At 41.9% G+C, this 21,724-nt stretch carries 15 protein-coding genes and 8 tRNA genes; 8 read left to right on the top strand and 15 right to left on the bottom strand.

Features of this window, described 5'->3' with window-relative positions:
- Positions 1-148: 148 nt before the first annotated feature.
- Positions 149-853, top strand: a complete 705-nt coding sequence (locus G8D99_RS03715) for a nitroreductase (protein WP_166322747.1) — start codon at positions 149-151, stop codon at positions 851-853.
- A gap of 101 nt (positions 854-954) precedes the next feature.
- On the opposite strand, the gene G8D99_RS03710 is transcribed toward G8D99_RS03715, so the two are convergent.
- Positions 955-2,160 (bottom strand): multidrug effflux MFS transporter, encoded by a 1,206-nt coding sequence (locus G8D99_RS03710; protein ID WP_166322746.1) that lies wholly within the window; start codon positions 2,158-2,160, stop codon positions 955-957.
- Between the two features lie 151 nt (positions 2,161-2,311).
- Here G8D99_RS03710 and yccS point away from each other — a divergent pair, with 151 nt between their 5' ends.
- The 4 genes from yccS to G8D99_RS03690 all read left to right on the top strand — a co-directional run bounded on the left by yccS (position 2,312) and on the right by G8D99_RS03690 (position 8,891).
- The gene (gene yccS, locus G8D99_RS03705) at positions 2,312-4,486 is read left to right on the top strand and encodes a YccS family putative transporter (RefSeq protein ID WP_166322745.1); all 2,175 of its coding nucleotides are present in this window, start codon (positions 2,312-2,314) and stop codon (positions 4,484-4,486) included.
- A gap of 101 nt (positions 4,487-4,587) precedes the next feature.
- Positions 4,588-5,148 carry a YcxB family protein gene (locus G8D99_RS03700; RefSeq protein WP_166322744.1) on the top strand — a complete coding sequence of 187 codons (561 nt, stop codon included), beginning with the start codon at positions 4,588-4,590 and terminating at the stop codon, positions 5,146-5,148.
- Positions 5,149-5,314: 166 nt separating this feature from the next.
- On the top strand, positions 5,315-7,975 hold the full coding sequence (locus tag G8D99_RS03695; protein WP_166322743.1) for a PepSY domain-containing protein: 2,661 nt from the start codon (positions 5,315-5,317) through the stop codon (positions 7,973-7,975).
- Between the two features lie 142 nt (positions 7,976-8,117).
- Positions 8,118-8,891, top strand: a complete 774-nt coding sequence (locus G8D99_RS03690) for a YdcF family protein (RefSeq protein ID WP_166322741.1) — start codon at positions 8,118-8,120, stop codon at positions 8,889-8,891.
- An 11-nt stretch (positions 8,892-8,902) separates the two neighbouring features.
- On the opposite strand, the gene G8D99_RS03685 is transcribed toward G8D99_RS03690, so the two are convergent.
- From G8D99_RS03685 to G8D99_RS03635, 11 genes are all read right to left on the bottom strand, one after another.
- Positions 8,903-9,370 (bottom strand): DUF2750 domain-containing protein, encoded by a 468-nt coding sequence (locus G8D99_RS03685; protein ID WP_166322739.1) that lies wholly within the window; start codon positions 9,368-9,370, stop codon positions 8,903-8,905.
- A gap of 237 nt (positions 9,371-9,607) precedes the next feature.
- Positions 9,608-9,683, bottom strand: a tRNA-Val gene (locus G8D99_RS03680).
- Positions 9,684-9,780: 97 nt separating this feature from the next.
- Positions 9,781-9,857: transfer RNA gene (locus G8D99_RS03675), tRNA-Asp, on the bottom strand.
- A 51-nt stretch (positions 9,858-9,908) separates the two neighbouring features.
- A tRNA-Val gene (locus G8D99_RS03670) sits at positions 9,909-9,984 on the bottom strand.
- A gap of 31 nt (positions 9,985-10,015) precedes the next feature.
- A tRNA-Asp gene (locus G8D99_RS03665) sits at positions 10,016-10,092 on the bottom strand.
- A gap of 13 nt (positions 10,093-10,105) precedes the next feature.
- Positions 10,106-10,181: transfer RNA gene (locus tag G8D99_RS03660), tRNA-Val, on the bottom strand.
- Positions 10,182-10,203: 22 nt separating this feature from the next.
- Positions 10,204-10,280, bottom strand: a tRNA-Asp gene (locus tag G8D99_RS03655).
- 48 nt (positions 10,281-10,328) lie between these two features.
- Positions 10,329-10,405 (bottom strand) — tRNA-Asp (locus G8D99_RS03650).
- A 27-nt stretch (positions 10,406-10,432) separates the two neighbouring features.
- Positions 10,433-10,508 (bottom strand) — tRNA-Val (locus G8D99_RS03645).
- Between the two features lie 233 nt (positions 10,509-10,741).
- Positions 10,742-11,242, bottom strand: a complete 501-nt coding sequence (elsL, locus tag G8D99_RS03640) for a cell wall-recycling L,D-carboxypeptidase ElsL (RefSeq protein ID WP_166322737.1) — start codon at positions 11,240-11,242, stop codon at positions 10,742-10,744.
- 328 nt (positions 11,243-11,570) lie between these two features.
- Positions 11,571-11,972, bottom strand: a complete 402-nt coding sequence (locus G8D99_RS03635) for a YbaN family protein (RefSeq protein ID WP_166322735.1) — start codon at positions 11,970-11,972, stop codon at positions 11,571-11,573.
- Positions 11,973-12,078: 106 nt separating this feature from the next.
- Between G8D99_RS03635 and G8D99_RS03630 the strand changes: the two genes are divergently transcribed.
- The 3 genes from G8D99_RS03630 (at position 12,079) to dapE (ending at position 14,509) form a co-directional block, all read left to right on the top strand.
- Entirely contained in the window at positions 12,079-12,924 is an 846-nt protein-coding gene (locus G8D99_RS03630; protein ID WP_166322733.1) for a DUF1853 family protein, read from the top strand.
- A gap of 118 nt (positions 12,925-13,042) precedes the next feature.
- A complete protein-coding gene (locus G8D99_RS03625; RefSeq protein WP_166327490.1) occupies positions 13,043-13,192 on the top strand; it encodes an entericidin A/B family lipoprotein in 150 nt (49 codons plus the stop codon).
- Positions 13,193-13,375: 183 nt separating this feature from the next.
- Entirely contained in the window at positions 13,376-14,509 is a 1,134-nt protein-coding gene (gene dapE, locus G8D99_RS03620) for a succinyl-diaminopimelate desuccinylase (protein ID WP_166322731.1), read from the top strand.
- Positions 14,510-14,590: 81 nt separating this feature from the next.
- Here dapE and G8D99_RS03615 read toward each other — a convergent pair whose 3' ends face one another.
- From G8D99_RS03615 to G8D99_RS03605, 3 genes are all read right to left on the bottom strand, one after another.
- A complete protein-coding gene (locus tag G8D99_RS03615) occupies positions 14,591-15,052 on the bottom strand; it encodes a hypothetical protein (RefSeq protein ID WP_166322729.1) in 462 nt (153 codons plus the stop codon).
- A 9-nt stretch (positions 15,053-15,061) separates the two neighbouring features.
- The gene (locus G8D99_RS03610; protein WP_166322727.1) at positions 15,062-19,471 is read right to left on the bottom strand and encodes a hybrid sensor histidine kinase/response regulator; all 4,410 of its coding nucleotides are present in this window, start codon (positions 19,469-19,471) and stop codon (positions 15,062-15,064) included.
- Positions 19,472-19,621: 150 nt separating this feature from the next.
- A complete protein-coding gene (locus tag G8D99_RS03605; protein ID WP_166322725.1) occupies positions 19,622-21,682 on the bottom strand; it encodes a methyl-accepting chemotaxis protein in 2,061 nt (686 codons plus the stop codon).
- Positions 21,683-21,724 lie beyond the last annotated feature (42 nt).

Here is a 21,724-nt window from a genome sequence, read left to right as displayed (position 1 = left end):
GAATCTCAAGAACAATTTCAGCTTACTAATTCAAAATATTTGATATATCTGTGCGTTAGCCCCAGTCATGCTTTGAAAATGACACTACAAATAAGACTATGGTATATAGCGTATACCCAAGGAAATAATAATTTTAATCGGAGTTTTTATGTGTTCTGACCAAGTTCAACTGGTAGACCAAGCGATTAGCTCGCGTCAATCGATTCGTGCTTACTTAGACAAAGCAGTTGATCTACAGATTGTAAAAGACATTTTAACAGTCGCCGCACGCGCTCCCTCAGGCACCAATACCCAACCGTGGAAAGTCTATGTGATCACTGGAAAAAAACGTGCTGAGATGATTGAGCGGGTGTGTGCCGCGCAAATCGAATTATTTCAACAGCCTGAACGTGCTGCGCAGTATACTGAAACCTTTGCCTATTACCCTGAAACATGGATTTCACCGTATATTGATCGTCGTCGTGAAAATGGTTGGGGGCTCTATGGTCTACTTGGCATTCAAAAAGGTGACAAAGAGAAAATGGCAGCACAGCAACTGCGTAACTATCAACTGTTTGATGCGCCAGTCGGTTTATTTTTCACGGTCAACAAAGCCATGGGCATTGGTGCAAAAATGGATATTTCCATGATGATTCAAAATGTCATGATTGCTGCCAAAGCACGTGGTTTAGACACCTGTCCACAAGCGGCATGGAATCATTTTCATCGCATTGTACTCGATGTGCTCGGTGCACCTGACAATGAAGAATTGGTCTGTGCTATGGCATTGGGTTATGCTGACCCCGAACATATCATCAATACTTTTGTGACTCCGCGTGAACCCGTAGAAAATTTCTCCGTGTTTCTAGATTAGGTTGCCTTTAAAACGATATCCATTAACTCGATCATCGATCTAATTTCAAATCTAAAAAAGAGCCCTTCGGCTCTTTTTGATTGAACAATTTTCAAATGTACTTAGGCATGTTGCAAGCTTTTACTCAATTTGAAAATAGCCACACAGCCCAAACCAGTAAAGATCAGCATCAATATCGCCATATCCATTAAGGCTGAGCCAAACAAGAAATTCAACAGCACACCACCCAACAATCCACATGCAAATTGCGCACTGCCCATAATTGCACTGGCTGTGCCTGCACGATTGCCTTGTTTCGACATTGCCAATGCCATGGCATTCGGCCCAGTAAAACCAATGCCTGCCACCGTCATAAATACCCCGAGCATCACGATACTGAGTAAGCTTGGGTTAAAACAACTTACTAAGAAGATCAGTAAAGCCCCACTCAATTGAATCAGTCCACCGAGTTTCAGTCTTTGAGCAATACTTAATCTTTGACTCAAGCGTTTGTTCAACGATGAAAACAGCATAATCCCAAAGGCATTAAAACCAAAGAGATATGAAAATAGTTGCGGTTCAAGCTTAAACTGCTCTAAAAACACCGGTGCTGCTGAACTGATATAACAGAACAATGCCGCACCAGTCAGACAGCCCGCGAGCATGGGCAAACGAAATGACTGATCTTGAACAATCGAACTGTACAATACAAACACTTGTCTAAAATTCAGTTTTAAACGACGTTCAGCAGGTAGCGTTTCTACAAACAAGAAATGCACGCAGATTAGGCAAAACAAACCAATCATCGCCAACACTACAAAAATCGCTTGCCAGCTTAAAAATTTTAAAATGAATGCCCCAATCATCGGTGCCAAAACGGGTGCAAGCCCCATTACAATCATCATACTGGCAAAGGCTTGTGCAGATGACTGTAGGTCCAGCTTATCGCGAATTGCTGCTCGTGCCATAACCACACCGACACAACCACCCAAAGCTTGCAAAATTCGTGCAGCAATCATCGCCCAATCATTCGGTGCAACAACACACAATAAACTCGCCAGTGCATATACACTCATGCCGAAATACAGCGGCTTCTTACGTCCGATCCGATCACTGATCGGACCATAGAATAACTGTCCAATGGCTAAACCTAAAAAGTAAGCAGGCAGCGTATTTGAAATTTGTTGTGTACTTACCCCAAAGTCATCTGCCATTTGTGGCAATGCTGGCAAATACATATCAATCGACAAAGGACCAAGTGCTGTAAATAAAGCGAGGAGAATAATCCATCCGCTTGAATAGTCTTGGCTCGCATTTTTTTCAGGCATGGCGTATTTCAAAATTGACAATCATATGACAGACGAGTTTATACTGAATTGACGGATGATTCGTGCACAATACAAGTGAATTTTCACGATTCATTCAGTTTATAATTAGAAATGTAACTATGCGATTTAGCACTAAAATAAGGATTGGGGTTTGAACACTTGGTTGATGCAGCTTAAAAAAGCAACCTACAACACGTCTTTTATGTACAACCTCAGAATGATCATCGCATTTTCAGGCACGGCATTTATTCCCTATTTTTTAGGTCATCAATTGATGACCATTCCTTTGACCCTTGGGGTGGTTGCCGCAGGTTTAAGCGATATTGACGATCGTTTTTCGGTTCGGATTATGAACCTGATTTATACCTATATTGGGTTCTTTGTCAGCGCTGCATCGGTGCAACTGTTATTCCCCTACCCAGTGGTCTTCGCATTAGGCTTAATTGTTGCCTGTATTGGTTTAATTTTACTCGGGTCGTTAGGACGTCGTTACGCCACTATTTCTTATGGCTGTTTGGTGATTTCTGTGTATGCCATGCTTGGAGTCAATCTGTTTGAAGAATGGTATGCGCAACCGGTGTTATTGGTCACAGGCGCGATTTGGTACGGCATCATTGCCACCATTAGTTTCTTGCTGTTCCCTGCGCGCCAAGTACAAGATCAATTGGCGAAAAGTTTTTCTGCTCTCGGTGACTTTTTATTTGCCAAATCAAATTTGTTCGATGTCGATATGACAGCGAAAAGCTATCAAAAAAGTATGATCAGCTTGTCACTGGAAAATGGTCAGTTGGTGGGGATTTTCAACGACATGAAAACCACCTTACTGACACGTTTAAAAGGTGACCGGGGTCAGATCGATACCCGTCGCAGTTTACAATATTATTTTGTCGCGCAAGACATTCATGAACGTGCCGATTCCGCACATATCGATTATCAAAAGCTGACCAAAATATTTGAACACAGCGACATTTTGTTTCGCTTTCAACGGATTCTGTCTTTGCAAGCTAAGGCCTGTAAGGATTTGAGCGACAGCATTTTAAATCGGACCATCTACAAACATAATGCCCGCTTTGATCATGCTTTTGTCAATCTTAAGAAATCGTTGGAACAGTTGCGTGAAAATCAGCAACATGATTTGATTTGGGTCAATGCCCTCTTTGCCTTATTTCAAAACTTAAAAGGCATCGATGCACAACTGCGTAATGTGGAAACTGAACGCAATATCAAACTCGATAAAAATAAATATATTGAAAACCAACTCAAAGATGATGATCTTAAAGGCTGGCAAGATATAGTGGTGCGGATCAAACAAAATCTCACCCCTGAATCGGTGCTGTTCCGACATGCCATTCGTGTCTCGATGGTGCTTTTGGTCGGTTATATCTTTGTGCAAATCACCGATATTCAATATGGCTATTGGGTACTGCTCACCGCACTGTTTGTCAGTCAACCGAATTTTAATGCCACCAAACGGCGTTTGCGCCTGCGTATTTTGGGCACTATGGCAGGCATCGCACTCGGCTTTTTGATTCTGTACTTTGTACCATCAACGGAAGGTCAGTTACTGCTGTTGATTCTAAGCGGTGTGTTGTTCTTTGATCTGCGCAGTAAGCAATATGCCCAAGCTACCGCATTTATCACGATTTTAGCCTTAATTAACTTCAATCTTGACGGACTCGGTTTTCAAGCCGCGATGCCCCGTTTAATTGATACCATTATTGGCTGTGGTTTGGCCTGGTTAGGCGTGACCTTTATTTTCCCCGATTGGAAATTTCGTCGTTTGGCGCCGACTGTTGCCCGTTCTTTAGAGGCACAGTGTAATTATTTGGCCGAAGTGGTCAATCAATATGCTCAAGGGCGTAACAATGGTTTGAATTATCGCGTGGTTCGTCGTGCAGCGCATAACCGTGATGCCGATGTTGCATCACTGGTGTCTACCCTCGCTACAGAGCCCGATTTTGATCCAGTGCAAAAGAGCAAAGCCTTTGAATTTTTGTGTTTGAATCATACTTTTTTAAGTTATATCGCAGCACTGGGTGCACATCGCGATCAAATTTATGATCAGGAAACGCTTGAGCTTTTACATCATGCTTTAGCGGATATTCGTGGTGCTCTTTTACATGATGAAATGCCTGAATTGAATTTGCACAACCTGCAGCAAAACATTCGTATTAAATTAAATCAAAGTCGTGAAGACACCTCTAAGGATTTGATTGTATTACAACAATTATCACTCATGTTAAGCATACTGAAACATTTAAGCAATTTAAAACAGAGTTTGAGCCATGAGCATGATGCTCACTCCAGTGCACTTGCTTCAATCTAAACAGCTCGGCATAGCTGTTTAAATTTGAACAATTTCCTCACTGAGTCAAGTCATTTAGTGATAAACTGTGCCTAGATTTACAATTTTTTGTTAATGACACTATGACTGCGAAAAATCTTTACGCGTATACCTTACAACCGGTCCCTTATGAAGTGACTGAAGCTGAACAGCGTCAAGCGCAATTGGCAATTTGGCGTAGCACCAATAAGATTGGTACTAAAGCTTGGGCGATTATGGCTGCGGTTGTTGCACTGTCGATTTTGGGTTTAATTTTTATCCGAAATTATTCAACGATTATCTTCTGGGTGACACTTGTCGCTGTTGTTATCTACTTTTTGGTGCGTAAATTCGGCCTAGAGTGGTATGTGAAGCGTAAGATGAATGAATTCCCAGTAGAAGAAATCAAAGGCATTAAACTGGGTGTGCAGCCGAGTGGCATCGTGATGCGCCAAAAAATAGGTCTGCAAGAAGGTGTCGGTACAGTGGGTTGGAAAGACATTTACGAATGGTATAACACCCCAGATTTCATGCTGATTAATTTCAAAATGAAAGGTCAACAAGGTGCATACATCTTACCTAAACGTATGGACAGCAAAAATTTCTCATTTGAAACTGTACGCAAACATTTAAATGAAACTGTGGGTGCAGCAAAAACACTATAAGTGTTAAAGCGCAGATCCCCTTTAAAACCTCCATTTTTGGAGGTTTTTTTGATTCAGCCTTACAAAACTATAAATGAGAATGAATATTATCTGCATAATTCATTTTCTCTCCCCAATCTTCGGATATAATTCGGCCACCCTAAACTTGCATCTCCACTGTATCTCCATGCTAAAAAAAACTTTTTTCCAAATGCATTGGTTTCTTGGCATCACCGCTGGATTGATTCTCTCCCTGATGGGTGTGACTGGCGCAATCTACTCTTATGATCAACAGATTTTAAAACTGATCAACCCAGAGAGTTATACAGTTCAAGCTGAAAACACCCGTAAACTCAGCCCTGCTGAACTGTATCAACATTTTCACATTCATGACCCAGCGTTGAAGATTAACAGTATTACGGTAGCGGCATCCCCTACAGCATCTTCTGTAGTGAACATCGTTAAAAAAGGTGACAAGCACGGCTTAAACCTGATGGTCAATCCTTATACGGCTGAAAAGTTACCGGAGATTAAAGGGCAGGAATTTTTTAAGTTTATAAAGAATTTACACCGCACATTAACTGTAGGTCCGGTCGGAAAACAGATTACGGGCGCGTGTACTTTAATCTTAATTTTCTTTGCACTGAGTGGTTTATACCTCAGATGGCCGAAAGTACATACTTGGAAACAATGGCTGTCGTTTAAACCACAACTGCAAGGACGCAATTTTATTTGGAACCTCCATGCGGTTGCCGGCACTTGGGTGTTTGTGTTTTACATCGTGATCGCTTCCACAGGTCTAACTTGGTCATACAGTTGGTGGAAAAACGGAATGTACACGCTCATGGGCGTAGAAAAACCACTTGAAAATAAAAAGAACGAATCGGCTCGTGATCCTGCAGAGAAACATACTGAACATGGTTCAGCACCGACGCAACACACGCAAAGATCTGATCATGCAGGTAACGCGGTTATTTCTGATTCAATTGCGGCAAAAAAACCGCGTGAGGATCGAACTGAAAAATCAGATGCGCTTTCTCCAGTCGAAATTCACCGTGCTTTAAATCAGACGTGGTTAGGCTTTAATGCGCAAATGGGACGTGAATATTCAACCTTGACCCTTAATCTTCCCAAGAAAGATGATGGTAAAGTAGAGGTCTCGTTTGTCGATGTTATTCCTCAACATGAACGTGCCCGTAATAAAGCCGTTTACAACTATCAATCGGCACATATTGAAAAAATGGAACTCTATGCCGACAAAAAACTGAATGAAAAAGTGATGAGCAGCATTTTGCCTGTGCATCGTGGCAGTTTCTTCGGACCGTTATATCAATTCTTTGCCATGTTATCTGCTTTATCCATGCCGTTATTCTTTGTGACCGGTTGGATGTTGTATTTAAAACGTCGTAAGCAAAAGCAATTGACTTTGGTGGCGAAGCAAAAGGGTTTAATGAGTGAAGTCGATCCCGATGCAACGCCTTGGCTGATCACTTATGCGACGCAAACCGGAGTGTCTGAACAATTGGCGTGGGGCACAGCCAGTAGTTTACAAGAAGCGCAGCAATCGGTGACGGTTAAACCGATTCAGAAACTCACCCTTTCCGATTTGCAAAAGTTTGAAAAAGTATTGTTTATTGCCAGTACCTATGGCACGGGTGAAGCCCCTGATTTAGCCAGCAGTTTTAGCAAAAATATCATGAGTCAAAGTTTAGATTTGAGTCATTTAAAATTTGCTGTACTGGCATTAGGTTCAATGGATTATCCAGAAACCTTCTGTTTCTTTGGGCATTACTTACACCGCTGGTTAGAAGAAAATCAAGCCACCGCATTGTTTGAAACCATTGAAGTGGACAATAGCAATGCCAAAGCCATTCAGTTATGGAATGAGAAATTGGCAACCGTCAGCCAACTTAAACTTAAATCATCCAACATTGAACATACTTTTGATCAATGGACTTTAACTCAACGTACATTGCTCAATCCAAATAGTCTCGGCGCCCCCGCTTTTAATCTTGAATTACAAGCGCAACATGAAGCGCAGTGGCAAGCCGGTGATATTGCCATCGTGCAACCCGGAAATAGCCTTGAACGGATTCAAGTATTCCTCGATCAACATCAGATTGATGCGGATGCACATGTCGATAGTCTCAACCAAAGCATTCAACACGCCCTCTGGAATAAAAATTTAGCGTCTGATATTGAGTCAGTTACCAATTTAGATTTACTCGTGAATCAGTTGCCAGATTTACCGATTCGTGAATACTCGATTGCCAGTATTCCGACGCAACAAGTATTACGTTTAGTGGTGCGTCAAAAAATGGATAACTCAGGAGAATTGGGCTTAGGCTCAGGCTGGCTGACACACCATACGCAACTACGTGACAAAATTCATCTGCGGATTCGGACCAACCCAAACTTCCATTTGATCGATGATAATCGCCCGATCATTTGTATTGGCAACGGGACAGGTATTGCAGGACTGCTGAGCCTGATGTCAGCACGTATTCGTCAAGGCTATACCGAGAATTGGCTGATCTTTGGTGAACGTCAACAAGCCCATGATTTCTTCTACAAAGAAACTATTCAAGCTTGGCAGAATACCGCCATGTTAAAACGTTGTGATTTGGCCTTCTCTCGTGATCAAGCCGAGAAAATCTACGTGCACCATAAACTGCGTGAACAGGCGGATGAACTTAAATCATGGATTGAACAAGGTGCTGTGATCTATGTGTGCGGCAGTATTCAAGGTATGGCCTCAGATGTCGATGCAACCCTAATCGAGATTCTAGGTGCTGATGTAGTCGATCAATTGCGTCATGACGGACGCTATCGTCGAGATGTCTATTAATCTCTGTTCAATTCAATATTGTCCATTTGATGCTGAGATGAGCATTTAAAAAACCGAGCATGATTGCTCGGTTTTTTGTACTTCTCTTAAATTGAAGTATGCTTTCTGCACTTTCACTATTCACTTTTAGAAAAGAACCCTCATGATGCTCAGAATCCTACTCTTTATTGTCGGCTTGATCTTATTTGCTGATGGTCTTTTTCTGATCGCACAAAAGAAAATTCATTTGGGTACGATTATCCCATTCATTTTAGGGGCAATACTTGCCGTCTATACGTTCTTTTTACCAAGATTTCATTCATTTCTAAAACAGCATAGTATTTTAAAAAAAGTATGGTGCATCACTTATTTGGGGTTTAGTGCTTGGCTTTTGAGCTTATTGGCTTTCTTTGCTTACTTACATACCCACATAAAAGATGCATCTGTTCAGCCTAACACTCAAGCCATCATTATTTTGGGAAGTGGCATCATTCAAGGCAAAGCCTCACCGACATTGGCTTTACGTTTAAATCGGGGCGCTGAAATTGCTACACAAGTACCTCAAGCATGGATTGTCGTGACCGGTGGGCATGATTTTGGAGAAGTAAAAACTGAAGCTGAAGTCATGTCTGAATATTTACAATCTCAGCATCACATTCCAACGCAGCGTATTTTGCTTGAAGATCAAAGCACCAGCACCGAACTCAATCTCAAAAATAGCTTGGTTGTGCTCAAACAACATGATTTAGGACTGGAGTCTAAGATTGCCATTGTGACCAGTGATTTCCATACTTTACGTGCTGAAGCCATTGCCCACAAACAAGGTTATCAAAACGCCACATTGTACAGCGCAAGCACGCCACTGATGACCCGTTATAACGCTTGGCTTAGAGAATATTTTGCTTACCTTAGTGGTTGGCTATTAAATGAGTATTAATTCTTTTGCTTTTATTTATCGTGTAAACGAATTTTACGTGGTAAAGGCAACTTGCCTGAATTGAATCGTGCTGGCTCTTTTAAATATAAATTATATAAATAGGATTTCAAATCAATCAAAAACTGTCGACCAGACACCAATACATTTTGCCCTTCCGGCATCAGATTTAAGGACAAATGGGTTTGATGTTGACGAATATAGGGAATCACCTTTTCAACAAAATCGATCAGACTCACCTCTTCGATGGCATAATCCGCCCATTTGTCTCGAATCAACAGTTGTGCCAAATTCTTATTTTGCCAAATTGCTAAAGTTTGTTGACCGGATGGGGTCGCACATAATGCCCAACCCTCATGATATAAACCATAGAGTTTTTCTTGTGCAATCACGGTTTCTAAAAAATGAATATATTGTTCCTTGGGCGGCACAATGGTATTTGCAATAGACGTATTGGATTTGCGCTGATAAGGATTTCGCATAATTTTTATAATAGTAAAATATTGTGATTCATCACATTTTATACAAAAAGCATGCGTTATACAAAAACTATGGATGATATAAAAAATGAAATTGGATAAGGTATGCAATCAAACGATTGAATTGAACTTTAAAACAGACATTTAAGCGATGAGGACTATATAAATTGGAATATACAGATCAAATCAAGGAGATTTCTAGGATTATTCTAATAACAAGAACGATATCTTTAAAAGATATGGTGGGCGCTGACGGGATCGAACCGCCGACATTCTGCTTGTAAGGCAGACGCTCTACCAACTGAGCTAAGCGCCCTGAGGAAAAAATTCAAATTTTGAATTTTTGACGCAAGACAAACGCAGTGCGTAGTCTACATGATGTTCAACCAATTTCAAATCAGGGAAAATGAAAATGGCGCAGCGGACGGGACTCGAACCCGCGACCCTCGGCGTGACAGGCCGATATTCTAACCAACTGAACTACCGCTGCACGGCAAACTTATAAATAAGTTTTATATCTAAAGATATGCATCTCAAGATATGGTGGGCGCTGACGGGATCGAACCGCCGACATTCTGCTTGTAAGGCAGACGCTCTACCAACTGAGCTAAGCGCCCTTAAAGGGTCAAACTATTTCGACTTAATGAATGGCGCAGCGGACGGGACTCGAACCCGCGACCCTCGGCGTGACAGGCCGATATTCTAACCAACTGAACTACCGCTGCATCACAAAAAATCTGGTGGGCGCTGACGGGATCGAACCGCCGACATTCTGCTTGTAAGGCAGACGCTCTACCAACTGAGCTAAGCGCCCTTTAAAAGGTCTATTACGTAAATGGCGCAGCGGACGGGACTCGAACCCGCGACCCTCGGCGTGACAGGCCGATATTCTAACCAACTGAACTACCGCTGCACTTACATAATATCGCTATTAAGGTACAAACAATGTTAAGACTTAAAGTGGCGCAGCGGACGGGACTCGAACCCGCGACCCTCGGCGTGACAGGCCGATATTCTAACCAACTGAACTACCGCTGCACTTAAAATCTTAACGTTGAAAGGATTTGGTGGGCGCTGACGGGATCGAACCGCCGACATTCTGCTTGTAAGGCAGACGCTCTACCAACTGAGCTAAGCGCCCTTTCAAAACGTTTCATCGTTTGGATGAGGTGCATTATAGAGAATCCTCGCCCACTGTCAAACGCTTTTCTCAACTAATCTTACATTTCAAGTTTGAATGATTAAAAAATAGATCATTTCCGCTAAAAAAGCCTATTTTTGTATATTTTTTACCTATTTATCTTCAATTTTATTGCACATGATTTTGAGCGGTTTTAAAAAATTGAGTTTTCCAAATTAAAATCAGCACAAATTTCAGCCATTGATTTTAGATTGAGAGATATAAACCAAAGCCTCTTCTTCGACCAAATCAAAAATTTCTTTGACTTGTTGACTGTTCATCCGAATACAGCCATGTGATTTGGGAATGCCCATCGGTTCTGAATCGGGTGTGCCGTGAATATAGATATAACGATTAAAGGTGTCACAACCCTCGCCTTGGTTAAAGCCAACTTCCAAACCACTAAGCCATAAAATACGCGACAAAATCCAATCCCGTTCAGGATGAGATGCCCCCAATTCAGCATCATAAACCTCGCCCGTCCATTGTCTGCCTTTCAACACGGCATTGATCGGTAAGTCATGCCCGATTTTTTGCGCCACTGTATGCCAACCTCGTGGCGTCTTTCCAGAATTTTCTTGCTCACCAATACCATTAAGACCACTTGAAATCAGATAAAACTTATTCAGCTTCGGCAGTGCCAACGTTTGCGATTCAAGATCAATTAAAATGTCGGCGTGTTCAATCGTGTACATACTAGACTCTTATTAGAATGGGTCATCCGTGATTAAGGCGATCACTGTTATGGATGAGTGGTGATTATCCTAAAACAAAAATAACCCGATTAGGTTATTGATTGCGACTTTTTACAACTCTATTTATTTGCAGTCTTACATTTAATTGTCGTCTTATTTATTCAAAACATTAAACTTGTTTCATAAATTCATTTTACCCTATTAACATTCAATCATGGACATCCCCTCTCCTTTTAGCAGATGAGAAGGAGATTTGATTGATCATTTAGATGGTGCTTTTATTTTCATTTTTGGATTTTTGAAAGAACGCTATGATTCACTCGGCGCTCTATTCATTAATCTGTTGTTTGCTTGAGGCGTTTTCCAAACTCAGTTTAGGCTCAGGACGCGTCCATAACCAAATCGCCACCAAGAGCATGGTGACATCTGTAAACACTTTCACCAAAACGGGTGCATTAGTCATCAGCATAACAACCCCACTGATCAACATCATAATACTGGCGAACCATTTAGCTTTACGTGGCACTGTACCGTGTTCACGCCAGTTGCACAGCGTTGGTCCATATTTTGGATGATTGAGCAACCATGCATCCATTTGTGGCCAACCTTTTGAGGCCGCCCATGCAGCAAGAATCAGGAAAACCGTCGTTGGCATGCCCGGCAAAAGTGCCCCGATAAAACCCAGCACAATAAAAATAACCACGAGGCTACGCCAAAACAAGATTCTCATACCGCAACTCATTCAGATGAATTTCATCAGTATATATGCTTTTATAGGCAATACTGTTTGATAATTTATATTCTCAGGCTTTTCTTGAATCATTTGAGTTGAATCTATGACGGTCTTATTTGAAGCTTGGTTGCAATTTAAACACCCTATCGTCAGACAACTCGCTTTTACAATTGCGAGTCCCAACATTATTCGAGAAACGCCCAAAGAGATGAGTGTCCTGCATGCTTTCGAGTTGCATGATGATAAGTTTTGGCAACAGCAATATGCTCGCTATGAAAAACGCCTAAACCAACTTGATGAGCAACCCGACCCCCTGCTTCGTTTTGTATCGAGTTTAAAAAGTACCCGTTTGGGATTACGCTTTGAATACTTAATGTGGTTTTGGCTACAAGACAGTACATATCATGACTTCGAACTTTTAGGACACAGCATTCAAATCATTGAAGGAAAAAATACTTTAGGCGAACTCGATTTTTTAATTTTGAATAAAACCACACAACAAATTGAACATTGGGAAGTGGCGCTAAAGTTTTACTTGGCTGAAGGTCAAATGCATTTACCTGAGTGGTATGGCTTAAATCGCAGTGATACGCTCAATCGTAAATTGCATCATTTCAGTCAAAAGCAATTTCAGTTTCAGACCATTGATCATCACATCATCCAAAAACGTGTTGCTGTTTTAAAAGGTCAACTGTATTTACCTTTAAAACATCATCAATTCAATCTGCCACATTGGGTGAATCCGGCACGTCGTATTGGACATTGGGGCAATCAATGCTTGAGCGGCTATTATCGGGTTGAACGTCAAGAATGGATCTGTCCGCATCAGAGCCAGAGTTCCCCTAACGCTGTTTGGTGGTGCAATGGTTTATATCGCAATCATGCCACGCAACATGACTTTATGTTCCGTCAAGCCGAGAACCTCACTAGCTCTGTGCGAGTGCTGTAAGTTTTTCCTGCAAAAGCTACATTTCATAACATTCCCATAATAAAACTCTCATATTCATCTATCTGTTTAATTTTTATTCTTATTCAACATCAGAATAAATTACAAACCGGAGATGATGATGAAAAAAATCTTGGCTGCTTCATTGCTTGCAACATTTGTTTTAACAGGCTGTAATACATTTAAAGGCGTGGGTAAAGATGTATCTAAAGCTGGGGATGCTGTAACGAATACTGCTGAAAAAACTTCTGAAGAAATCCGTCGCAACTAATTCGACTTCTTCCTTAGTTAAGAAAAAACCTGATCAATTGATCAGGTTTTTTTGTGCGGTTCATTTTAAACCAACAAATGATGAATGATTTCGTAAAATTAATATTAGGCATCAATATTTTAGATTTTCTTTACGGTTTTTCTTCGATTATGATAACTGCAATTGCTTAATTGATATCTCTCCATGACCCAGTCCGCTACCCTTGATTTAAGTCTTCAACTTTTACGCCAACCTTCGGTTACACCGGTTGATCATTCATGCCAAAATATCATGGCAGATCGTTTGGCCAAGATTGGTTTTAACATTGAAAATATGCGCTTTGAAGATGTCGATAATCTTTGGGCGCGTCGTGGTACTGCATCGCCTGTATTCTGCTTTGCCGGTCATACCGATGTAGTCCCAACAGGTACTTTGGATGCATGGGAGTCTGATCCATTTAAGCCTGAAATCCGTGATGGAAAATTGTATGGTCGCGGTAGTGCCGACATGAAAACTGCTTTGGCAGCCATGGTGGTGGCATCTGAACGTTTTGTCGAAAAACACCCTGATCACAAAGGCTCGATTGCATTTTTGATCACCTCTGATGAAGAAGGCCCTTCCATCAACGGCACAGTCAAAGTGGTTGAGACTTTAGAAGCGCGTAATGAAAAAATGACATGGTGTTTGGTCGGTGAACCTTCAAGCACCCATACATTGGGGGATATCGTTAAGAATGGTCGTCGCGGTTCACTGAATGCCAATGTGACAATTAAAGGCAAACAAGGGCATGTGGCTTATCCTCATTTGGCGGTTAACCCGATTCATACGGCATCAAAAGCGATTGCAGAGCTATGCGATACAGTATGGGACAATGGCAATGAATATTTCCCTGCGACCTCATTCCAAATTTCAAATATCAATGCCGGTACTGGGGCAACCAACGTGGTGCCAGGCAGCATGAATGTTTTATTCAACTTCCGCTATTCAACTGAAGTGACAGCCGAACAGTTAAAAGAACGTACTTTAGAAATTTTAGACCGTCATGGTGTGGACTATGAGATTCAATGGACTTTGTCTGGCTTGCCTTTCCTGACTCCAGTTGGTGAGTTGGTCAATGCTGCTAAGAAAGCCATTCTTAATGTCACAGGGACTGAAACCGAGTTATCGACTTCAGGTGGTACGTCCGATGGTCGCTTTATTGCACCGACAGGCGCGCAAGTGCTTGAACTCGGTGTACTCAATGCCACCATTCATCAAATCAATGAACACGTCAACATAGATGAACTCGAACCTTTGGCTGAAATTTATGAACAAATTTTGGTGGAACTTTTGGCTTAATCAATTAATTGAGCTATAAAAAAAGGGATGCGTAATGCATCCCTTTTTGATCATTGAAAATTAAAAGGTCAATCTTGCTAGTTAAACAGCAATTCCAATTTCAGCCTGAATTTTTGCCAAATCTGGCACATGATAAAGCTGATTGCTAATTCGCACATATTGCAAAATACTGACATGATCACTGGCCTTTTCGTCATCGACCACTTCAGAAATACGAATACGAATGGTCTTCGGCATCTCTTCACACATCAAGGCAAAGCGCTGCTCAATGTGCTCACCCTCAATCACCAGTGCCACCCCATAGCGTCTTGCAGGTCCATTGACATGATACACCGGCAATTCTTTTTCATGCCATTGCACGGTTTTGACATGCGCTGGACTGTCCAATGCGGATAGGACAATATTCTGTGGCAACAGCATCGGCACTTTTTCATAGCAATGGATAATATAGGCATCAATAAAACCCGTGGATACCGTAATCAGGTGCTGAAGTTCCTGCGTCTGGCTCAAATCCATGGCTTTTGTCTGTTGTGTGTCACTCATTACAATTCTCTATTTGGTTTCCAGTGCCGCAGAGATATTCTCTAGCAAGTTCGCTTCTTGGAATGGTTTACCCATATAGTGAGTCACGCCTAAACTGAACGCACGATCACGATGTTTTTCGCCGGTTCGTGAAGTAATCATAATAATCGGAAGATCATGATGCACCTCATGATGGCGCACCAAGCCCGTCACCTCAAAACCGTCCATACGTGGCATTTCGATATCCAGCAACATCAGATCTGGTTTGACATTTTCGAGTTGCTCAATTGCATCTAGACCGTCTTTGGCGGTCACCACATCATAACCATGACGCTCAAGTAAGCGCGAAGTGACTTTACGCACCGTTACAGAGTCATCCACGATCATAATCAAATGGCGTTGATCATTGCGACGTGAGGTGTCTCGTTTTTCAACCTTGGCATCATCACGATTGCTGGCTTGGATTTGGCGGGCAATATTTTGTCCATCCAAAATCAAGCAAACGCGCCCATCACCCAAAATGGTGGCACCAGAAATCGCGCCGATTGAAGCCAATTGGTCACCAATCGGCTTCATCACAATTTGAGAACGTGAACCAATCAATTGGTCCACCAACAAGGCAACGGTATGCCCCATATTGCCTTTAATCAGCAACACCGGCAATGAATGTGCCACACCATTCAACTTAGGTGAAGGCTGATGCGCGACAAATTCTGCCAGATAACGTAGCTTGTAATTTTGATGATCAATTTGGAAATAATCTTGATCACTGTTGAAGAACTCATCCAAAGCGGTTGGTGAAATACGTACAATACGGTCGATCTGCGCCAACGGTACAGCGAACTGTTGATCGCCGACTTTCACCATCAAGGCATCACTCACCGCTACCGTGGTTGGTACGCGAATGGTAAAGGTCGAACCTTTGCCGAGTTCAGATGCAACCGACACTTGACCACCCAACGACTTAATGCCACTTTGCACCACATCCAATCCGACACCACGACCTGAAATCTGGGTGACTTTCTCTGCGGTTGAGAAACCGGGATGGAAAATGAATTGTAAAATATCTTCATTTGACAAGGCTTGCTCGGTTTTTAATAACCCGAGTTCAATGGCTTTGGCTTTGATCTTGTCGGCATCAATCCCCTGACCATCATCTTTAAAGGCCACCACGATATCCGTGCCTTGACGGCTGATATCCAGTTCAATCTTACCTTGTGCAGGCTTGCCCTGATTGACACGTTGATTGGTGCTTTCAATCCCATGATCGAGTGCATTACGTAACATGTGTTCAAGTGGAGCAACCAATTTCTCTAAAATGGTACGATCCAGCTCGCCTTCGGTGTTGTTGACCAATAATTCTGTTGGCTTGTTCAATGTGGTTGAAACCTGTCGAACTAAGCGTTGCAGACGTGGCAATAGTCGAGAGAAAGGCACCAAACGTGCACGCATTAAACCTTCTTGGATTTCGGCTTGAATACGTGACTGTTGTAATAAAATGCCTTCAGTGTCTTTGATTTTTTCAACCAAAGTAGATTTGAAATCAACCAAATCCGATGCAGACTCAGCTAGGGATTTAGATAACTGATTCAATGATGAATATTGATCCATTTCCAATGGGTCAAAGTCTTCATATCGGCCATCCAAGTCACCATGTTTGGCAATAATCTGTGACTCAAGTTCCCCTTCCATTCGACGCAACTGATCCGCCAAACGTTGAATCGCAAGCTCCATATCGGTCAAAGTATTGCCGAGTTGACTTAAGTCCATTTCAATGCGTGAGCGGTTAATCGCATTCTCACCTGAAAGATCGATCATTTTTTCAATCAGATCAGCTGAGATCCGAATCATCTCATCGCTTTGCTCAGTTTGGGTATCTTCGCCCCATTCACCCAGCATCGATGGTGGCTCGGTACCATCACCTTCAACCACTTCAACCGTGTATTGATCTGCGAGTAAATCGGTACGCGCCAATTTTTCCGGCAATTGAGCAGAGACATCGACATACTGAATGTTGCTTAAATTACTTTTTAGTGTGTCAAAGTACTGGAAGTTCTGCTCAAGAATTGCTGATTTCAACCAAGTAAATGCAGACGCTAATAAGGCGTCATAGGCATTTGAGTTAAAATTATGTACCGCAAACTGTTCAAAAGCTGACTCAAGTTCATACGCAATGTCTGAGACTTTACTGATTTGAACCATCTTCGCACCGCCTTTGAGACTGTGCGAAATGCGTTGTAATTGCAATAATAAACTACGGTTACTGCGCTGATCGCTCCATTGTTTTAATAGTCCTTGTGCTTCTTCAATCAGCTCTTCAGCTTCTTCAGCAAAGGTCTCTTTGGCGATCTCTTCAGCAGTGTCTTCTGTGCCCGCTCCTGTTGATGCCGTATCATTTACAACTGCATCAGAAGACAATGCAGTTGTTTCAACATCTGTTGTTGATGGTGATGCTGCAACATACTGATCTTTCACATTCGGATCAGCAATAAATTGTAGAAGTGAAATGGTATAAGGCGCTGGATAATCAACTTGTTCGTCACGAATCATTTGTAAACGGTCAGCGACATCGTCCTGCACCAATCGAATGGCATCAATCAAATCCTGACTCACGGTCATATGATTATTGATAATGCGCTCATAAATGCTTTCAAGTTCATGTGCAATGGAGCCAATATGTTCTGCCTGAAGCATATTGGCGCCCCCTTTCAGGGTATGCAAATGACGCATCAAGTTATTCAGTGCTTTGGTATTTCCCGGCTCAGCGGACCAAGTATTTAGGTCTTGATCAATAAAGCCGAGTAACTCTTCTGCTTCATCCAGGAAAATATCCAACACATCCGGATCAAATTCACGGCGAGCTTGTTCATCATGAATGAACTGTTTGTCTGCTGCAATTTGTGCAGAGACATGTGCAGAATCAAGCGAATGCGATGACGCGTTTGTTTCATTCGATGACCATGACGCAACTGATAGATCACTAAACTGATCAACACCTTCAATATCTTGTTGTAGATACGCTTTCAGTTCATCCATCGCTTGCAACGCTTGGATACTAAGCCCTACACGTTGTCCTGCCGCCAAGGTATCAAATAAGTGGATAAACTCTTGATGCACACTGGCAAAAAGCTCATACACATAGTTGGTATTGAGTAAGCTAAAATGTTGCAACACTGCGTCGTAACACGCTTTTAAAGATTGGGTGTATTCACGAATCCCCATCGCCGCGCGGTTATTGGTATGCTCAATCAATAATTGCGCTTGCGCACTCAAGGTTCTGAAATATTCAGGATACTCTGACTGTGCACGTTTATCGAATTCAAGTTCAGTATCGAGTAATTGGTCGATCTGCAAATTCACCAATTCACTGACCAAACTTTGACTTTGATCCGATTGCTCTACATTGGCAATTTGGAAATCATAACGCGCCCAAGCATCATCAAATTTCTGTTGAATTTCAGCAAACTGTTGCTTTGACGTATTGGATGATTTTAAGGCATGCAAATAATCACGCACATAGTGCACATACTGACTCAGTAAGGCATTTTCATTGACACTGGTTTCTGTATCTTCTTTCAGCAATGACCTGAATAAATGCTCAACTTTACCACTGGCATCAAAAATATCATCGACATGCGCCATAGATGAGCTACCACGTAAGGTATGCAAGGCACGAATCAACTGATTGTACTGCTCTGCACTATGGTTCGGCACTTGAATAAACTGATCCAAGGTCTGTAAATGATCTTCTGATTCCTCTATAAAGATCGTTACAGTTTCAGACAGTAGACTATCGCTTTCAGTCGCTTCAAGTGCTGTTTTAGATGGCGTAAACTCAAAGCTTTCAATGTGTTGAATTGGTTCAACCTGTTCAATCGGCGCATCTTGTGTAATTGAACTTGGCTCCTTAACGCCACGTTCCATGCCTGTGATGACATCAACATGATTCAACTGCTCAGATAAATCTAATAATTCTTCTAAAGCAGGGTCTAGACTTAAATTTTGTTGTAATTGCTGACCTAAAAGTACCAAAGGTCGAAAGTCTTGATCATGGGCTTGGGTATTTTTAAAATCGTGAAATAATTTATATTGATACAGATTAAAAACTGCACGCACATAGCGTTGTAATGTTGGAGTGAGTTCGACATTTTTGGCAATCACACGATTCAGCGTATCTTCAACGGTCCATGCCAATTCACCTGATGACTTTGCCCCCACCATACGACCTGAACCTTTTAAGGTATGGAAGTTACGACGAATCGTCACCAACACATCATCTTGTGCAGGGTTAGCCATCCATTGATCTAACAATGGCTGTAAATTTTCAAAAATTTCTTCCAACTCTTCAACGAAGATTTCTAAAATTTCAGCGTCCTGATCCAAATAATGATCTTCAGGCAACTCGGTCTTTTCGACTAAATGTTTTAATATTTGTTTCATAGCTCAGGCTTCTATGCTTAGTCTCCAAATCAGAGACGAGAACCTATCCACTTTTACTTCGATGAACATGCATCTTAGCAAAGATGATCTTTTTTAACTCTCGTGAGACCTATTGAATCATAAGTCTCACGCCCCGAAGAGTAACAATAATTATTCAGGTAATTTAAAGTTGGTTACCGACTCACGCAGTGAATCTGCCATATTGGCCAATTCAGAAACTGAACGTGCTGTATCGAAGGTTGCACTGGTGGTTTGTGAGGTAATTTCTTGAACAATGTTCATGGTATTGGCAATATGACCGGCTGAAGCTGACTGTAATTTCGAAGATTCCGAAATGTTTGCAATCAGTTTTTCCAAGTTATTCGATACCAACTGAATTTCATCCAAGGCCACACCTGCATCTTTAGCAAGATTCGCACCACGTACCACCTCTGAGGTGGTTTGTTCCATCGAAATAACCGCTTCATTGGTGTCCGTTTGAATGGTTTTCACCAAGGATTCGATCTGTTTAGTCGCAGATGCTGAACGTTCCGCTAGACGCTGTACCTCATCGGCAACCACGGCGAAACCACGACCCGCCTCTCCTGCCATCGATGCTTGAATGGCTGCATTTAATGCCAAGATATTGGTTTGATCGGCAATGTCATTAATTAACGAGACAATATTACCAATCTCTTGTGAAGACTCACCCAAACGTTTAATACGTTTCGAAGTTTCTTGAATCTGCTCACGAATGGTATCCATACCCTGAATCGAACGGTTCACCACGTCTGCACCATTTGATGCAATGGCAACCGAACGCTGCGCCACTTCTGCTGACTCTTCTGCATTGGCAGAAACGTGCTCAATCGATAAGGCAATTTCATTAATCGCAGTGGATGCACCAGCAATTTCTTGTGCCTGATGCTCAGATGCTTCTGCAAGCTGATGGGTAATTTGTTGGGTGTTTTGGGTATATTTTGCAACCTCTTGCGAGGTTTCATTAATCCGCGATACCAAGTCACGCAGTTGATCAATCGCAAAGTTAATCGAGTCCGCAATCGCTCCAGTAAAGTCTTCTGATACCGTTGCATAGGAACTCAAGTCACCATCGGCCAAATCGGCAATCTCATCGAGTAAACGTAAAATTGCATTTTGGTTACGGTCATATTCATCTTGCAAACGCATTACACGCACTTGATCAGATTGACTACGTAACACCAAAAGCTTGAATACGCTGTATAAGAATGTACTCAATGCTATGAGCAATAATAGGCCGGGCAAAATGGTTTTTAAGGCAGAACTTGTCGATAGCTTATTTAAACTCGTTAACATTGGCTCTGAGTTTGCCGCAATATTATTGACAGCTTCACGTGATTGACCAATTTCTTTGGATTTACCCAACACTGAACTCGACGCTGATTTCAGAATGCCATCATAATCACTTTTAATGCTCATCAATGATTCACGGATGTCAGGATGATCAATACGTGCCACACCCAATTCTGCATTGCCGTTGAGTTCTGCATTTAAGAAACGTCCAAACGTTTCAATGTCCGCGTTGTAATCGGTGGTCGCTGTATTAGATACGCTGACAAAATCGCTCAGTGATCTTGAAATACGCTCTGCAAGGACCACTTGATTTTTTGCGATTGAAACCTGTTGTCCGGACATATTCGATTGAAGCATCATGGCTACAATGGAGTTGTATTCTGACTGAATCCCCGGAATAACATCCGCAATCATTTTATTGGTTTCTGACAGCTTATTAATGCTTTCTCTTTGAGAAGTAATTGAAGCAATATCTTTATCGACTTTGCTCCAGATTTGCTCAACCTTGTCTAATGCATCATTATGTGGATGAACATCTCGCACAGTTTCAAAGTTTTCAGCAAACTCAGTTTGAGAGTCGCTTAAACGTTTAAATGAATCCTTGCTGCCTGACGCCATGGCATCCGAGGCTTGTCGAGGTATGGTTTGAGACAATAAACGTAACTCACCTAGACTACGTGTTAAATCATTATTACGTGGCACACTATAGAATAGATACAGTAGGATCAATACTGAGACCACCAAGCTGATCAAACCCAATTGAAGATAGGATTTGCTTTGTTCAGTATCGCCAAACAATTTACTAAATTGATCCACTTTGGACTTAAAATTGTTCCCAAATACTGAATTGCTCGTCTGAGCACTCTCACCTGCTTTGTTCTTGTTTAGTTTAAAGCCCATTCAGCTTCTCCCCATTACGTTACAGCTGTCGCGAACGTCGAA

This window comes from Acinetobacter lanii, from assembly GCF_011578285.1.
GTDB lineage: Bacteria > Pseudomonadota > Gammaproteobacteria > Pseudomonadales > Moraxellaceae > Acinetobacter > Acinetobacter lanii.
This window is presented reverse-complemented; position numbering and strand designations above follow the sequence as displayed.

Excerpts from the sequence above, each read along its gene's own strand:
- G8D99_RS03715 (WP_166322747.1), top strand. The coding sequence starts at position 149 with ATGTGTTCTGACCAAGTTCAACTGGTAGACCAAGCGATTAGCTCGCGT.
- G8D99_RS03605 (WP_166322725.1), bottom strand. The coding sequence starts at position 21,682 with ATGGGCTTTAAACTAAACAAGAACAAAGCAGGTGAGAGTGCTCAGACG.
- G8D99_RS03695 (WP_166322743.1), top strand. The coding sequence starts at position 5,315 with ATGCTAAAAAAAACTTTTTTCCAAATGCATTGGTTTCTTGGCATCACC.
- dapE (WP_166322731.1), top strand. The coding sequence starts at position 13,376 with ATGACCCAGTCCGCTACCCTTGATTTAAGTCTTCAACTTTTACGCCAA.
- G8D99_RS03685 (WP_166322739.1), bottom strand. The coding sequence starts at position 9,370 with ATGCGAAATCCTTATCAGCGCAAATCCAATACGTCTATTGCAAATACC.
- G8D99_RS03635 (WP_166322735.1), bottom strand. The coding sequence starts at position 11,972 with ATGAGAATCTTGTTTTGGCGTAGCCTCGTGGTTATTTTTATTGTGCTG.
- G8D99_RS03700 (WP_166322744.1), top strand. The coding sequence starts at position 4,588 with ATGACTGCGAAAAATCTTTACGCGTATACCTTACAACCGGTCCCTTAT.
- G8D99_RS03690 (WP_166322741.1), top strand. The coding sequence starts at position 8,118 with ATGATGCTCAGAATCCTACTCTTTATTGTCGGCTTGATCTTATTTGCT.
- G8D99_RS03630 (WP_166322733.1), top strand. The coding sequence starts at position 12,079 with ATGACGGTCTTATTTGAAGCTTGGTTGCAATTTAAACACCCTATCGTC.
- G8D99_RS03710 (WP_166322746.1), bottom strand. The coding sequence starts at position 2,160 with ATGCCTGAAAAAAATGCGAGCCAAGACTATTCAAGCGGATGGATTATT.
- G8D99_RS03625 (WP_166327490.1), top strand. The coding sequence starts at position 13,043 with ATGAAAAAAATCTTGGCTGCTTCATTGCTTGCAACATTTGTTTTAACA.
- elsL (WP_166322737.1), bottom strand. The coding sequence starts at position 11,242 with ATGTACACGATTGAACACGCCGACATTTTAATTGATCTTGAATCGCAA.
- G8D99_RS03615 (WP_166322729.1), bottom strand. The coding sequence starts at position 15,052 with ATGAGTGACACACAACAGACAAAAGCCATGGATTTGAGCCAGACGCAG.
- G8D99_RS03610 (WP_166322727.1), bottom strand. The coding sequence starts at position 19,471 with ATGAAACAAATATTAAAACATTTAGTCGAAAAGACCGAGTTGCCTGAA.